This is a genomic window from Pseudomonas sp. GM50, assembly GCF_000282375.1.
In the GTDB taxonomy this organism is placed as follows: domain Bacteria; phylum Pseudomonadota; class Gammaproteobacteria; order Pseudomonadales; family Pseudomonadaceae; genus Aquipseudomonas.
The window spans coordinates 45,758-59,776 of record NZ_AKJK01000138.1 but is presented as its reverse complement, the minus strand read 5'-3'; the positions used below and the strand labels follow the sequence as shown (position 1 = coordinate 59,776).

General features: G+C 59.3%; 14 protein-coding genes. 4 read left to right on the top strand and 10 right to left on the bottom strand.

Features of this window, described 5'->3' with window-relative positions; genetic code table 11:
- Nucleotides 1-85: 85 nt before the first annotated feature.
- Both PMI30_RS01505 and PMI30_RS01510 read right to left on the bottom strand, forming a co-directional pair.
- The gene (locus tag PMI30_RS01505) at nucleotides 86-1,156 is read right to left on the bottom strand and encodes an AI-2E family transporter (protein ID WP_008014855.1); all 1,071 of its coding nucleotides are present in this window, start codon (nucleotides 1,154-1,156) and stop codon (nucleotides 86-88) included.
- Nucleotides 1,157-1,187: 31 nt separating this feature from the next.
- Nucleotides 1,188-1,427 carry a sulfurtransferase TusA family protein gene (locus PMI30_RS01510; protein WP_007898654.1) on the bottom strand — a complete coding sequence of 80 codons (240 nt, stop codon included), beginning with the start codon at nucleotides 1,425-1,427 and terminating at the stop codon, nucleotides 1,188-1,190.
- A gap of 98 nt (nucleotides 1,428-1,525) precedes the next feature.
- On the opposite strand from PMI30_RS01510, the gene PMI30_RS01515 reads away from it, so the two are divergent.
- On the top strand, nucleotides 1,526-2,959 hold the full coding sequence (locus PMI30_RS01515) for a M48 family metalloprotease (RefSeq protein ID WP_008014851.1): 1,434 nt from the start codon (nucleotides 1,526-1,528) through the stop codon (nucleotides 2,957-2,959).
- A gap of 77 nt (nucleotides 2,960-3,036) precedes the next feature.
- Here PMI30_RS01515 and PMI30_RS01520 read toward each other — a convergent pair whose 3' ends face one another.
- From PMI30_RS01520 to rpoE, 4 genes are all read right to left on the bottom strand, one after another.
- Nucleotides 3,037-4,467, bottom strand: a complete 1,431-nt coding sequence (locus tag PMI30_RS01520) for a DegQ family serine endoprotease (protein ID WP_008014849.1) — start codon at nucleotides 4,465-4,467, stop codon at nucleotides 3,037-3,039.
- 247 nt (nucleotides 4,468-4,714) lie between these two features.
- Nucleotides 4,715-5,677, bottom strand: coding sequence for a MucB/RseB C-terminal domain-containing protein (locus PMI30_RS01525; RefSeq protein ID WP_008014848.1), 963 nt, complete (start codon nucleotides 5,675-5,677; stop codon nucleotides 4,715-4,717).
- 8 nt (nucleotides 5,678-5,685) lie between these two features.
- Nucleotides 5,686-6,273, bottom strand: coding sequence for a sigma-E factor negative regulatory protein (locus tag PMI30_RS01530; RefSeq protein ID WP_007898648.1), 588 nt, complete (start codon nucleotides 6,271-6,273; stop codon nucleotides 5,686-5,688).
- Nucleotides 6,274-6,303: 30 nt separating this feature from the next.
- Nucleotides 6,304-6,885, bottom strand: coding sequence for an RNA polymerase sigma factor RpoE (gene rpoE, locus PMI30_RS01535; protein WP_003172477.1), 582 nt, complete (start codon nucleotides 6,883-6,885; stop codon nucleotides 6,304-6,306).
- A 557-nt stretch (nucleotides 6,886-7,442) separates the two neighbouring features.
- Between rpoE and nadB the strand changes: the two genes are divergently transcribed.
- On the top strand, nucleotides 7,443-9,059 hold the full coding sequence (nadB, locus tag PMI30_RS01540) for an L-aspartate oxidase (protein WP_007898626.1): 1,617 nt from the start codon (nucleotides 7,443-7,445) through the stop codon (nucleotides 9,057-9,059).
- On the opposite strand, the gene PMI30_RS0130025 is transcribed toward nadB, so the two are convergent.
- Together PMI30_RS0130025 and PMI30_RS01545 are read right to left on the bottom strand one after the other, a co-directional pair.
- Nucleotides 9,028-9,480 (bottom strand): protein YgfX, encoded by a 453-nt coding sequence (locus tag PMI30_RS0130025; protein ID WP_032836296.1) that lies wholly within the window; start codon nucleotides 9,478-9,480, stop codon nucleotides 9,028-9,030. The two genes, nadB and PMI30_RS0130025, sit on opposite strands and share 32 nt — an antisense overlap.
- Nucleotides 9,464-9,718 (bottom strand): FAD assembly factor SdhE, encoded by a 255-nt coding sequence (locus PMI30_RS01545; RefSeq protein ID WP_007898624.1) that lies wholly within the window; start codon nucleotides 9,716-9,718, stop codon nucleotides 9,464-9,466. Before PMI30_RS01545 ends, PMI30_RS0130025 begins: the two co-directional genes overlap by 17 nt.
- 148 nt (nucleotides 9,719-9,866) lie before the next feature.
- Between PMI30_RS01545 and ygfZ the strand changes: the two genes are divergently transcribed.
- The gene (ygfZ, locus tag PMI30_RS01550) at nucleotides 9,867-10,808 is read left to right on the top strand and encodes a CAF17-like 4Fe-4S cluster assembly/insertion protein YgfZ (protein ID WP_008014845.1); all 942 of its coding nucleotides are present in this window, start codon (nucleotides 9,867-9,869) and stop codon (nucleotides 10,806-10,808) included.
- 35 nt (nucleotides 10,809-10,843) lie between these two features.
- Nucleotides 10,844-11,665 carry an HDOD domain-containing protein gene (locus tag PMI30_RS01555; protein WP_008014843.1) on the top strand — a complete coding sequence of 274 codons (822 nt, stop codon included), beginning with the start codon at nucleotides 10,844-10,846 and terminating at the stop codon, nucleotides 11,663-11,665.
- A gap of 135 nt (nucleotides 11,666-11,800) precedes the next feature.
- On the opposite strand, the gene PMI30_RS01560 is transcribed toward PMI30_RS01555, so the two are convergent.
- Nucleotides 11,801-13,189, bottom strand: a complete 1,389-nt coding sequence (locus PMI30_RS01560) for a sensor histidine kinase (RefSeq protein ID WP_008014841.1) — start codon at nucleotides 13,187-13,189, stop codon at nucleotides 11,801-11,803.
- Nucleotides 13,182-13,853, bottom strand: coding sequence for a response regulator (locus PMI30_RS01565; protein ID WP_007898613.1), 672 nt, complete (start codon nucleotides 13,851-13,853; stop codon nucleotides 13,182-13,184). Before PMI30_RS01565 ends, PMI30_RS01560 begins: the two co-directional genes overlap by 8 nt.
- Nucleotides 13,854-14,019 lie beyond the last annotated feature (166 nt).

The window sequence follows — 14,019 nt, the reverse complement described above, 5'->3', positions numbered from 1 at the left end:
TCTTCGCGGGCAAGCCTCGCTCCTACAAGATTTCACACCCTGTAGGAGCGAGGCTTGCCCGCGAAGAGGCCCTCAAGACTGACAATTAAAGCAGTGGCGCCACCATCGGCTCCTTGCGCGGCCAGGCATCCAGCACGGCCTTGAACAGCGTCGCCAGGGGAATCGCAAAGAATACGCCCCAAAAGCCCCACAACCCGCCAAACAACAGCACCGCGCAAATGATCGCCACCGGGTGCAGGTTGACCGCTTCCGAGAACAGCAGTGGCACCAGCACGTTGCCGTCCAGCGTCTGGATGATCCCGTAGACCGCCATCAAATAGATGAACTGATCGCTCCAGCCCCACTGGAACAGCGCAATCAGCAGCACTGGCACGGTCACCACCACCGCCCCGACGTAAGGCACCACCACCGACACACCCACCAGCAACGCCAACAGCGCCGAATAATTGAGCCCCAGCGCCACGAACGCGATGTAAGTCACGCCACCGCAAATGAAGATTTCGATGACCTTGCCGCGAATGTAATTGGCGATCTGCCGGTTCATTTCCTGGGCTACCCGGGTGATCAGCGCCCGCTCGCGCGGCAGATAACCGCGCACCCACTGGCCGATCATCTCCCGGTCCTTGAGAAAGAAGAACACCAGGATTGGCACCAGCACCAGGTAGATCATGATGTTCACCAGCAGCGGCAGACTCGACAGCGAGAATGTCAGCGCCCACTGGCCGAACTTGCCGATCTCGCCCCGTGCCACTTCGATCGCCTGCAGCACTTGCTCATCCGACACCAGGTGCGGATAGCGCTCAGGCAGCAGCAACAGCAGCGACTGCCACTTGGCGAGCATGCCGGGCAATTCGTTGAACAGCGTGATCAGTTGGTGCCAGAGCAGTGGTACCACGACGATGATAAAGACCAGCAACAACCCCATGAACAACGCGAAAACCAGCCCCACCGCCACGCCACCCGGCACGCGCAGGCGTTCGAGGGTCACCACCAGCCCCTGCATCAGATACGCCAGCACCATACCGGCCAATACTGGCGCGAGCATTCCACCCAGGGTGAGCACCGCGGTAAATGCCAGAAACAGCAGCACCGCCAGCACCACGGCTTCTTCATCCGAGAAATAGCGCTGAATCCAGTCGCGTAACACCTTGAACATCAATAATCCTTAAAAACGAACGCAGCAGGTTTCAGGCTTTTTTCAACCAATAGCGGTAAACGCCCGCCTCATCTTCTTCACGAAGCAGCGTATGACCGGCCAATCGGGCAAAGGTGCGAAAGTCGCGCTGGGAACCTGCATCGGTGGCGATCACCTTGAGTACCGCACCGCTGGCCAGTCGGTTTAGCTCCAGTTTGGCTTTGAGCAACGGCAACGGACAATTCAGACCGCTGGCGTCCAGTTCGGCGTCGTGGGTTACAGCGTCAGTCATCGAATCACTCCGGGGCAGGGGGTTAAGCAGCTTAGAATATCTGGTCCCAAGCGTAGTGTCCGGCTACAGTAAGGTCTTTGTCGACTAAGGCTTTGTGCATGACTTTTTTGCGCCCTACCCTGCTGACGCTCGCTTGCCTGCTCGCCTCACCGGGCTTCGCCGACGACTTGCCGTCACTCGGTGACGCCAGTTCTGCCATCGTCTCGCCACAACAGGAACACCAATTGGGCCGTGCATGGCTGGCGCTGTTGCGCAGTCAGGTGTCACAGCTCAACGATCCGCAGCTCAAGGATTACGTCGAATCCAGCGTCTACCGGCTGGTGGAAACCAGCCAGGTCAATGACCGGCGCCTGGAGTTCATCCTGATCAACAGCCCGCAGCTCAACGCTTTTGCTGCGCCAGGCGGGATTGTCGGCGTCAACGGGGGCTTGTTCCTCAATGCCCAGACCGAGGGTGAATATGCTTCGGTAATGGCCCACGAACTGGCTCACTTGTCGCAGCGTCACTTCGCCCGCGGTGTCGAAGCGTCGCAACGCATGCAAGTGCCCATGATGGCTGCGCTGCTGGCCGGCATCGTGATTGCCGCGGCCGGTGCAGGCGATGCCGGGATCGCAGCCATTGCCGGCACTCAGGCGGCGGCGATTCAGGAACAACGACGCTTCTCGCGCCAGAACGAACAGGAAGCCGACCGTATCGGCATCATGAATCTGGAAAAGGCCGGTTACGATCCGCGTTCGATGCCGACCATGTTCGAACGGCTGATGCGCCAGTACCGCTTCGACGCCAAGCCACCGGAGTTCCTGTTGACTCACCCGGTGACCGAATCGCGAATCGCCGACACCCGCAACCGCGCCGAACAGGCCAAACCGGGCGGTATCGAAGACAGCATGCGTTACCAGCTGATTCGGGCGCGCGTGCAGCTGATCTATGAAGAAACCCCGGGCCTTGGCGCCAAGCGCTTTCGGGCTCAACTCGATGAAAACCCGAAAAACGACGTGGCGCGCTATGGCCTGGCGATCGCCCAGATCAAGGGCGGCCAGTTGAATGAAGCTCGCGAGAACCTCAAGCTGCTGTTGGCCAAATCGCCGAATGAGATCATCTACAACCTGGCGCAGGTCGATCTGGACATCACCAATAATCGTCTGCCCGATGCTCAATCACGGGTCGACCGGATGCTCACTCAATACCCCGGCAACTACCCGCTGAATCAGGTGCGTGTCGACCTGCTGCTCAAGCAGAATCGAGCGAGCGATGCGGAAAAAGCGCTGGAAACCCTGCTCAAGAGCCGACCCGATGATCCGGACGTCTGGTACATGGTGGCCGAGACTCGTGGCCTGTCGGGCAACATCATCGGTCTGCATCAGGCTCGTGCGGAGTACTTTGCGCTGGTCGGCGACTATCGCCAGGCGATCCAGCAACTGGACTTCGCCAAGCGCAAGGCTGGCAGCAACTTCCCGCTGTCATCGCGGATCGACGCACGGCAACGGGAGTTGATGGAGCAGGAACGCATGGTCAAGGACATGATGGGCTGACCGCCTCAGAAACAAAAAATCCAGGCACAAAAAAACCGCCTCTTTCGAGGCGGTTTTTTATTCAGCCGACAACCGGTTTATTCAGCCAGTTTGAAGGTGATGAAGCTGGCGCGTCCTTGACGCAGAACTCGCATCGACACCGAGCGGTTCTTCGGCAGCGCCTTGGCAATGTCCGTGAACTCCTTGGAGGAGCCAATCGCCTGGTTGTTCAGGTGAGTGATCACGTCGCCCGGCTGCAAGCCGATCAGGGCAGCAGGGCCATCCTGAACTTCCTTGATAACCACGCCACCCTTGAGGTCGAGGGTTTTCTTCTGCTCTTCGGTCAACTCGGCCACGGAAACACCCAGGCGATTGCTGCTGCGCTCGACGCTGGATTTAGGCAGGGCTTCCAGCTCTTTGCCTTCCTCAGGGATAGCGCCGACGGTCAGCTCGACGTTCTTGCGTTTGCCTTCGCGGATCACTTCAAGATCGGCTTTCGAGCCAGCCTTCAGCGCGCCCACCAGGTGCGGCAGATCGGCGGACATGACGATCGGTTGACCGTTCATGCTGAGGATCACGTCGCCCACTTGCAGGCCACCCTTGGCAGCCGGACCGTCATCCTGGATCTGAGCCACCAGCGCACCGGCCGGCTTCTCGAGACCGAACGACTCGGCCAGATCCTTGTTCACTTCCTGGATGACTACGCCCAACCAGCCACGACTGACTTTACCGCCGCTTTTCAGTTGATTGGAAACGTCCATCGCCACATCGATAGGGATCGCGAACGACACGCCCATGAAGCCGCCGGAACGGGTGTATATCTGCGAGTTGATGCCGACCACTTCACCGGCCAGGTTGAACAGCGGACCACCGGAGTTGCCCGGGTTGATCGGCACGTCGGTCTGGATGAACGGCACATAATTTTCGTTCGGCAGGCTACGGCCGATGGCACTGACGATACCTTGGGTCACCGTGTGATCAAAGCCGAACGGCGAACCGATGGCCACGACCCATTGGCCGGCTTTCAGGTCCTGCGACTTGCCAAGCTTCAGAACCGGCAGGTCCTTGCCTTCGATTTTCAGCAAAGCGACGTCAGAGCGCGGATCGGTACCGATCAGCTTGGCCTTCAACTCACTGCGATCGGCGAGACGCACGAGAATCTCGTCGGCATCGGCAATCACATGGTTGTTGGTCAGGATGTAACCGTCGGACGAGATGATAAAGCCCGAGCCCAGGGATTGCGCTTCACGCTGACGATCGCCGCGGGGGGAACGTGGCTGCTGCGGCATGCCCCGTTCAAAGAACTCGCGCAGCATCGGCGGCAAGCCTTCAAGGTCTGGCATTTGCTCGCTGGACACCTTACGGTCCGGCAGCTTCTGGGTAGTACTGATGTTAACCACCGCGGGCGAGGCTTGCTCGACCAACTGCGTGAAGTCAGGCAACTCGACCGCTTGCGCAGCGACCGCCTGACCGAGCACTAGCACGGTGGCAAAAATGGAGAGATAAGACTTCAAGCGTGGTATCGACATACGGCTCCCGTTACGACGAGCATGGTTAAGCGATATGGAGCAAGGAACACCGGAAACGATACGCCGGTATTTTTGTTCCGGGAACAACAAACAAGGCCAGAGCCGAGGGGGCTCTGACCTATAAAAAATTTTCGGGATATTTGCAAATGAAAATGCTCGGCAAAACATTTCGAGACATTAATGGCGCGACAGCCATTACCGATCCCCGCTCCAACCAGCCCCTGATGGGCGAGCATGGCTGATCAGCTCACTGCTTGCTGGTAGCCGCGGCATCGTTGCGCATGGACAGCGCAATCCGTTCGGCGGTGCCAATCGGTATTTCACCGACCACGGTCACCATCATCTCGCCTTGCGGTGTAGTCAATCGCCGGGAGACAGCGACAGTTGGCCCCAGCTGGGTGCGCGTATCAGTGACTGTTGCGCCATTCAACGGCTCGAGGAATACCGAGAATCGGGCCAGACCGTCGTCGAACATCAGACTGTTGACCTGGGCTTTGGTCTCCGGGTCCTTGTGAGAGGTACTGCTGGTCAGCTCGAAACCTGGTGGTAACCAGTCCGAATGCCAGACCTGCGCAGTTTTGACGGCGGAAGCCTTGTCACTGTCGAGGGTAATGGTTTTGCAATCAGGACCTGCCTGCAAATCGCTGTCGGAAGGCACCTCGGCAGTATCCAGTCGGGTGAACTGGAACCGCTCCAGCAGTTGCCCTTTGTCATTGAGCAACAATGACTTCAACGGCAAACCGGTTTCCTTGTCCAGATGCAGCTCAAAACCGTAGCGATGCTGATCGCGAGGCTTTAACGACACGATCACTGCCGCACGCCCGGCCACACGCGACTTGCCGATGACGGCAAGGTCGTACCAATTCTTTAGCTTTTGTGGATCGAGTGCACGAGCGGTGGAGTTGGGTGAGTCCCCCAGCCCTGCTATCAGGGTGCCGCTAACGCATTGAGTATGCCCATCAATGCGTACGACTTCCTGTGCCGAGCCGTCGAGCTGGAGTAAACGCTCGCGGACCTTGCCATCCTGGACGCGATGCCAGATGTTATGGGTAGAGAAACTACCGTTACGCTCGTAGACGAAAGTACCGTGAAAGCTCTGCGTTTGCTCCGCCTGTCCCAGACGCTTCAGCCAGTCCTGGGCTTCATCGGCGTGGGCTGGAACAACAAACCAGCCACTGAGCAGAAGCGTAAGTAGAGGTATGGCGCGCATGATCCTCCTTAACGGTTTTCCAGGCTTGCTGCACGAGCGTAAGGCAGAGCGCTCTCAGTACCTTTCAATGCAGCCTGTTGAGCATGTTGGCGCAAGTAACCTGGCAGACGCTGATCGTGCCAGCCTGGTTGACCTTGCAATACGCCGTTGGCCATAGGGCCAGTGGCTTCCGAACTCTCATTGTAGCCTGCCAATACAGCGGGGCCCTTGACCTGAGGAGCGGTCAGACCCGGTTGACTGGATTGCTGGGCCAACTCGACACCGGCGATCTCGTCCTGGTTATACAGACGAACACCTGCCAGCACAGCAACGGTCACCGAAGCAGCAACTGCCAGACGACCCAGGCTGCGCCATGGACCGCGAGAGGCTTTTGCCGGTACGGCTTCGTCAGCCAGCGCAGCAGAGACTGCCGCAGCGATGTCCAGACGAGGAAGCAACAGGTCCTTGTGCATAACTGCCCGAGCGATCTGGTAACGAGCCCAGGTATCGCGGGTTTCAACATCGTCGAAGGCATTCAACACCCGACGCAATTCCAATTCGTCCGCTTCGTTATCCATCACTGCGGACAGCGATTCCTGCAGGGCTTCACGACTCATGGCGTTCCTCTCTTGGCTGTCGCCGCTGTCTCAGTTTTCCTGCAACAACGGCTGCAGGGCTTTATCGATGGCCTCCCGGGCGCGGAAAATCCGGGAGCGCACGGTACCCACCGGACACTGCATGACGCTGGCAATGTCCTCGTAACTCAGACCATCGAATTCACGTAAAGTTAAAGCCGTACGCAAATCTTCTGGCAGTTGCTGAATGGTTCGATGGACGGTGCCTTCGATCTCATCCCGCAGCAATGCACGTTCTGGCGACTCGAGATCCTTGAGGCCATGATCGCCATCGTAGAACTCTGCATCCTCGGAACTGACATCGCTATCCGGCGGCCGACGGCCGCGTGAAACCAGATAGTTTTTCGCCGTGTTGATGGCGATGCGGTAAAGCCACGTATAAAACGCGCTGTCTCCGCGAAAATTACCAAGTGCACGGTATGCCTTGATAAAGGCTTCCTGTGCGACATCCTGGGCTTCATGGGTGTCGTGCACGAACCGCACGATCAACCCGAGAATTTTGTGCTGGTATTTCAGCACTAGCAGATCGAAAGCTCGCTTGTCACCGCGTTGAACGCGCTCGACCAGCTGCTGATCCTCTTCCTGGGTTAGCATGAACACTCCTCGATAAGCTCGAAGGAGGCTTGCATTACTGAACGACCAGACTTGCAAACATAGACTCGGGCTTTTCGCAAAAGTTCTCCCCCTCCAAGCAAGTTTCCTGCGCGCTCTGATTTGGCACGCACGAAAAGCGCAGCGCGGGATAACCCGGCTGCGCGAATAATCTTGTCATCGGATTCGTCAGCAAGGACCCAACCGCAAGTCCCGCACCGAAGCCGACACTGTCCCTTGTTTCAGGCAACCGTCTATTGATCTTGGGCCTTTGGCAAAAGTTCCATATTTATAGCTGCCCGAAACCGGCATTGTGCAACTGTGAAGAGAAAAAGACTGTTAAATCCACGATACAGTTGCCTTGTCGTCGAAGCCGTCAAAAAAACTTCCGACGAAGCGCCCAGCCTTTTCCGTCACAGTAGTTTCACAATGCCATGTGAGCCCGGCTATTGTGCCGCTCCCCCCCTCTATATACTAGTGGGCTGTGTGGCTGTCTTGACTCGCCGATCCAGCTGTCTTGCGCCAACCCCGTCCCGGGTCGCTTTGAGCGGAATCCTGAAATGAGCCAACAGTTTCAACACGATGTTCTGGTAATTGGCAGCGGTGCTGCCGGCTTGAGCCTTGCGCTGACCTTGCCCGGTCATTTGCGCATCGCCGTATTGAGCAAAGGCGATCTCGCCAATGGCTCAACCTTCTGGGCCCAGGGCGGTGTCGCTGCCGTTCTGGATGACACCGACACTGTCGAATCCCATGTCGATGACACCCTCAACGCCGGCGGTGGCCTGTGCCATGAAGACGCTGTGCGCTTTACTGTCGAGCACAGCAGAGAGGCGATTCAATGGCTGATCGACCAAGGCGTGCCCTTTACCCGCGATGAACAGTCCGGCACCGAAGACGGTGGTTTCGAGTTTCACCTGACCCGCGAAGGCGGTCACAGCCATCGGCGCATCATCCACGCTGCCGATGCGACGGGCGCGGCGATCTTCAGAACCCTGCTCGATCAGGCCAAGCAGCGTCCCAACATCGAACTGCTGGAGCAGCGGGTCGCGGTCGACCTGATCACCGAAAAGCGCCTGGGCCTTGAAGGCGACCGTTGCCTCGGCGCCTATGTGCTCAATCGCGGCACCGGTGAAGTCGACACCTACGGCGCGCGTTTCGTGATCCTTGCATCGGGCGGCGCGGCAAAGGTTTACCTCTATACCAGCAACCCCGATGGAGCCTGCGGTGACGGCATCGCCATGGCCTGGCGTTCGGGCTGCCGAGTGGCGAACCTGGAGTTCAACCAGTTCCATCCCACTTGCCTTTATCACCCACAAGCCAAGAGTTTCCTGATCACCGAAGCCCTGCGCGGCGAAGGTGGCCACCTGAAGCTGCCCAATGGTGAACGCTTCATGCAGCGTTTCGACCCACGGGCCGAGCTGGCACCACGGGACATCGTTGCCCGCGCCATCGACCATGAGATGAAGCGCCTGGGTATCGACTGCGTCTATCTGGACATCAGCCACAAGCCCGAAGACTTCATCAAGACGCACTTCCCGACGGTCTATGAGCGCTGCCTGGAATTCTCCATCGATATCACCAAGCAACCGATCCCGGTGGTACCCGCAGCGCACTACACCTGCGGCGGCGTGATGGTCGATCAGCGGGGTCGCACCGACGTGCCGGGCCTGTATGCGATTGGTGAAACCAGCTTCACCGGCCTGCATGGCGCCAACCGCATGGCCAGTAACTCCCTGCTGGAATGTTTCGTTTACGCCCGTTCAGCTGCGGCGGATATTCTTGAGCAGTTGCCAGAAGTGTCGATTCCGACCGCCCTGCCCGTTTGGGATGCGAGCCAGGTCACCGATTCCGATGAAGACGTAATCATTGCGCACAACTGGGACGAACTGCGGCGATTCATGTGGGACTACGTCGGCATCGTGCGTACCAACAAGCGCTTGCAACGGGCCCAGCACCGGGTGCGTCTGTTGCTGGATGAAATCGACGAGTTCTACAGCAACTACAAGGTCAGCCGGGATTTGATCGAGCTGCGTAATCTGGCGCAAGTAGCCGAACTGATGATCCAGTCAGCCATGGAGCGCAAGGAAAGTCGCGGCCTGCATTACACCCTCGACTACCCGAACATGCTGCCGGTCGCCCTGGACACTATTCTGGTGCCGCCCACCTACGCCGACTGAACTTGAGCCGAACCCGCAGGCGTCGGTGCACATCCGCCGCCTGCGAATCCCGCGGCACACAGATCGCCCTGACCCGTCGCTCATCGCGCAGACGAAAACGCAGCACCACAATCAATGGCAACGCCAGACTGTCCGGCCGCAGCTGCACGGGCTGCCAACCCACCGCCTGATTCCACAACTGCCAGCCATCGGCATCGCGACGCAAGCCGCGAAACGCCTGCGGGTGTGTCAACAGAATCTGACGCGGCAATGCCCAAGCGCCATGAGCCAGGCAGCAAAACGCGCCAAGCAAACTGGCCCAGACCGGTAGGGAAAGAAGAAACAACGAACCCAGCGCGAACAGCTGGGCCAGAAGATAGGCCGCCAGCAAATGCCGTGAGGCATGCCAGCGGCATTCGAACGCGCTACTTGGGCTGGACACGATCCAGGATCATGCGAACCATGCGCTGAAGCTCCGGATCTTCCGATTCGGCACGTTCCATAAACCAGCCGAACATGTCCTGATCTTCGCATTCGAGCAGCCTGACATAGCATGCGCGATCAACTTCGTTGAGGTGCGGGTAAACCTCTTTCACAAACGGCACCAGCAACACGTCAAGCTCAAGCATGCCGCGGCGGCTGTGCCAGTAGAGGCGATTCAGTTCAACATCTTCGACCATGGAGCGCTCCTCAAATAGGCGGCAAGTATACAGCCCCGGGCCCGCTCGAACAGTCGGCTTTGGTCGCCCCCATCGATCCTTTGTGAACTACCCATTTCATGGGCGCCCCCTTATGATGTCCCTCGGACTCTTTACCCTGCGATGACCCATGGCCGATTCTGCTTTTTTCTGCACCCTGTCTCACGAAGGCGTTCTCGCGGTACGCGGCGCGGATGCCGGCAAATTCCTGCAAGGCCAATTGACTTGCAACCTTAATTACCTGAGTGACACCCAGGCCAGCCTTGGCGCGCGTTGCACGCAGAAAGGCCGGATGCAGTCGAGTTTCCGCATTCTGCTGGAAGGCGACGGTGTGCTCATGGCGATGGCCAGCGAGCTGCTGGAGCCGCAACTGGCGGACCTGAAAAAGTATGCGGTGTTCTCCAAATCGAAACTGACCGATGAAAGTGCCAGCTGGGTTCGCTTTGGCCTTGAGCATGGCGATGCGGCACTGGCCAGCCTGGGCCTGGAACTACCGGCAGAAACCGACAGCGTGGTGCGCAATGACGGTCTGATCGCCCTTCGCGTCTCGCCGGATCGCGCTGAACTCTGGGTTCGCGCCGATCAAGCCGACACCATCAAGGGCAAGCTGTCCGCTCTGTTGGCCGAAGGTGAATTGAATCAATGGCTGCTGGGCCAGATCCGCGCCGGGATCGGTCAGGTCATGCCGAGCACCCGCGAGCTGTTCATCCCGCAGATGCTCAACCTGCAAGCCGTCGGTGGCGTGAGTTTCAAGAAAGGTTGCTACACCGGCCAGGAAATCGTCGCGCGCATGCAATACCTCGGCAAGCTCAAGCGCCGTCTGTATCGCCTGCAGCTGGAAGCCAGCGAATTACCGGAGCCCGGTACCCAACTGTTCTCCCCGACCCACGGCAGTTCGATCGGTGAAGTGGTGCTGGCCGCCCGCGCCGAGCAAAACATTGAACTCCTGGCCGTGCTGCAAGCCGAAGCTGCAGAAGATGGCAACCTGCACCTTGGCGCACTCGAAGGTCCGGGCCTGCATCTGCTCGACCTGCCTTACCAACTGGATCGTGATCGCGAAATCCAGCGTTAACAGCAGCACTTGTCGCAATACCCTAGAGAAAAGAAATGAGCGAGCTGGCGGATAAGGTCCAACAGGATTTGGTTGAGGCCATCGATAACGATGACCTGGTTCTGCCAACGTTACCGGAAGTGGCCCTGCAGATTCGCAAGGCCGCCGAAGACCCGGAAATCAGTGTCAGCACACTGAGCAAAGTGATTGGCCGCGATACCGCGCTGTCGGCGCGCCTGATCAAAGTGGTCAACAGCCCGTTGCTGCGCGCGACCCAGGAAGTGACTGACTTGCACACGGCCATCACCCGGCTGGGCGTCAATTACAGCAGCAACCTGGCCATCGGCCTGGTGATGGAACAGATTTTCAACGCCCGTTCCGAAGTGGTGGAACAGAAAATGCGCGAAGTCTGGCGCAAAAGCCTGGAAATCGCCGGTGTCAGCTACGCGTTGTGCCGCAGCTATACGCAACTCAAGCCCGATCAGGCGGCGCTCGGCGGGCTCGTGCATCAGATCGGTGTACTGCCGATCCTGACCTACGCCGAAGATCACTATGAATTGCTGTCTGACCCGGTCAGCCTCAACCATGTGATCGACCGGATTCATCCGCTGCTCGGCGATAAATTGCTCAGGGTCTGGGAGTTTCCGGAAATGCTGGTGCAATTGCCGGGGCTGTATCTGGATTTCAAGCGGCAATCGGAGCGGGTCGACTATGTCGATCTGGTGCAAGTGGCCAGCCTGTATTGCCACAAGGACACCGATCATCCACTGGCCCGGATTGATCCATTCAGCGTACCGGCCTTCAAGAAGCTGGGGATCGATCCGGAGAACAAGGCGATGTGCAAGGATCTGGAAGAGTCGCGCTCGATGTTTTATTGATTTCTGTGGCGAGGGGGCTTGCCCCCGTTCGGCTGCGCAGCAGTCGTAAAACCTGCTAGATACGATTTACCAGACGGACTCCGGGGACCGCTTCGCGCTCCAACGGGGGCAAGCCCCCTCGCCACAGGGCTGTGTTCACTCTCCCGCGATAAAACTCACCCGCACCTTCAGCCCTGCCTGCTCGCCATCGTGCAGGCTGATCTGCGCCAGGTGGGCGCGGCAGATCTCGCCGACGATGGCCAATCCCAACCCCGATCCAGCCACCTGTTCGTTACGCCGATAAAAACGCTCGAATACCCGATCCCGTTCTTCAAGGGGAATTCCCGGGCCATCGTCTTCGACCTCCAGCACCGCTGGCGCCATGACCCGCAGGATCACATTGCCGCCCGGCGGCGTGTGGGCCAGCGCGTTGTCCACCAGGTTACTCAACAGTTCATTCAACAATGTCGGCTCGCCACGCAGCCACACCGGTTCGTCAGCTTCCAGCGCCAACGCCACGCCACGTGCATGGGCCAACGGCGCCATGGCCATGCCCAGCTCACGGGCCAGCTGACTGAGGTCGAGCAACTGCGCACCGCCCTCGGCGATTGCCCGGGCGCCATTCTCGACCCGTGCCAGCGAAAGCAGTTGATTGGCCAGGTGAGTCAGACGATCCGTGCCCTGAGCGGCGGTTTCCAGGGTGCTGCGCCAGGTTTCGGGTTCGTTCGACCGCATACCCAGTTCAAGTCGTGCCTTGAGCGCCGCTAACGGCGTACGCAATTCGTGGGCGGCGTCAGCGATGAACTGCGCCTGGCGCTCGAACTGCCCGCGCAAACGCTCGGTAAAGTGATTGAGCGCACGCACCAGCGGCCCCAACTCATGTTGCACTTCCACCAGGGGCAAGGGCCGCAAGTCATCGGGCTGACGCTCTTCCACCGCCGTGCGCAAGCGCTCCAGCGGACGCAGCGCCGCACTGACCGCAAACCACACCAGCAGCAGCGCACCGATCGCCAGCATGCCCAGACGCAACAACGTGTCGGCCATCAGGCTGCGAGCCATGCGGACCCGTGCCTCATCGGTTTCCGCCACGCGGATTTCCGCCATGCCGTTCATGTTCGGCTCGCTGACCGCTTTGAGCAGGCTGACCACTCGCACGTTCTGCCCTTGATAAGTGGCGTTATAGAAACGCGCCAGCGCCGGATAATCATCGGTGCGCGGCGTTCCCGGCGGCGGTGCCGGCAGGTTTTCATAGCCCGAGATCAGCTTCTGGTTGATGTCGTTGACCAGGTAAAAAATTCGCCCGGCACTGTCGTAGGCGAACGTATCGAGGGCCACGTAAGGCACGTTGGCGCTGAGGCTGCCATCGCGCTGGGACAGGCCGGCGGCGATGGTCCGCGCCGAGGCCAGCAAGGTGCGGTCATAAGCGGTGTCGGCGGCTTCGCGACCGTTCCAGTACGCGCTCAAACCACTGGCGAGCATCAACACCACCAACAGCAGCGCGAGGTTCCACAGCAACCGCCAACGCAGGCTGCTGAGCTTATGCATCGCGGCTTTCCAGCAGATAGCCAAGGCCGCGGAAGGTCACGATGGCTACCGGCTGACCGTCGAGTTTCTTGCGCAAGCGGTGAACGTAGATTTCGATGGCATCGGGACTGGCCTCCTCGTCCAGGCCGAAGACCTGGGCGGCCAGTTGCTCCTTGCTCATCACCCGACCGGGACGGGCGATCAGGGCCTCGAGCACCGCCTGTTCACGGGAGGTCAGGGTCAGCAATTCTTCGCCAAGGGTGAAGCGCCGGGTGTCCAGATCATAGGCCAGCACGCCACAACGCTGCTGGCGTTCACCGCCAAGCACACTGCGGCGCAGCAAGGCTTTGACCCGGGCTTCGAGCTCTGTCAGTTCGAAGGGTTTGGCCAGGTAATCGTCGGCCCCAAGGTTCAGGCCATGGACCCGATCCTTGACGTCGCTGCGGGCGGTCAGCATCAGCACCGGCAGGTTCTTGCCCCGAGCCCGCAAGCGCGCCAGCACTTCGAAGCCATCCATGCGCGGCAGGCCGACATCGAGGATCGCCACGGCGTATTCCTCGCTGCTCAAGGCCAGGTCGGCTGCCACACCGTCGTGCAGCACATCCACGGTCAGGCCGGTGCTCTTGAGCGCCTGGGCGACACTTTCGGCAAGCTGCAGGTGGTCTTCGACGAGCAGAACACGCATGGATCTTTACCTCATTCAGGGATGGTCGACGCCATTCTTTGGCGCGGAGTTTACAGCCGCATCCGTCGCTGTGAAGCCCGAAAACCGTGAAAGTCAGCTGAAAGGTTAGCGAAAGGTTGGCCGGTTAGAGTCCAGCCACGGACAGTTTCGACTGCCGTCGCTGTAC

Coding starts and splice junctions, on each gene's coding strand:
- PMI30_RS01560 (WP_008014841.1), bottom strand. CDS start 13,189: ATGCATAAGCTCAGCAGCCTGCGTTGGCGGTTGCTGTGGAACCTCGCG.
- nadB (WP_007898626.1), top strand. CDS start 7,443: ATGAGCCAACAGTTTCAACACGATGTTCTGGTAATTGGCAGCGGTGCT.
- PMI30_RS01555 (WP_008014843.1), top strand. CDS start 10,844: ATGAGCGAGCTGGCGGATAAGGTCCAACAGGATTTGGTTGAGGCCATC.
- PMI30_RS01545 (WP_007898624.1), bottom strand. CDS start 9,718: ATGGTCGAAGATGTTGAACTGAATCGCCTCTACTGGCACAGCCGCCGC.
- rpoE (WP_003172477.1), bottom strand. CDS start 6,885: ATGCTAACCCAGGAAGAGGATCAGCAGCTGGTCGAGCGCGTTCAACGC.
- PMI30_RS01530 (WP_007898648.1), bottom strand. CDS start 6,273: ATGAGTCGTGAAGCCCTGCAGGAATCGCTGTCCGCAGTGATGGATAAC.
- ygfZ (WP_008014845.1), top strand. CDS start 9,867: ATGGCCGATTCTGCTTTTTTCTGCACCCTGTCTCACGAAGGCGTTCTC.
- PMI30_RS01515 (WP_008014851.1), top strand. CDS start 1,526: ATGACTTTTTTGCGCCCTACCCTGCTGACGCTCGCTTGCCTGCTCGCC.
- PMI30_RS01565 (WP_007898613.1), bottom strand. CDS start 13,853: ATGCGTGTTCTGCTCGTCGAAGACCACCTGCAGCTTGCCGAAAGTGTC.
- PMI30_RS01510 (WP_007898654.1), bottom strand. CDS start 1,427: ATGACTGACGCTGTAACCCACGACGCCGAACTGGACGCCAGCGGTCTG.
- PMI30_RS01525 (WP_008014848.1), bottom strand. CDS start 5,677: ATGCGCGCCATACCTCTACTTACGCTTCTGCTCAGTGGCTGGTTTGTT.
- PMI30_RS01520 (WP_008014849.1), bottom strand. CDS start 4,467: ATGTCGATACCACGCTTGAAGTCTTATCTCTCCATTTTTGCCACCGTG.
- PMI30_RS01505 (WP_008014855.1), bottom strand. CDS start 1,156: ATGTTCAAGGTGTTACGCGACTGGATTCAGCGCTATTTCTCGGATGAA.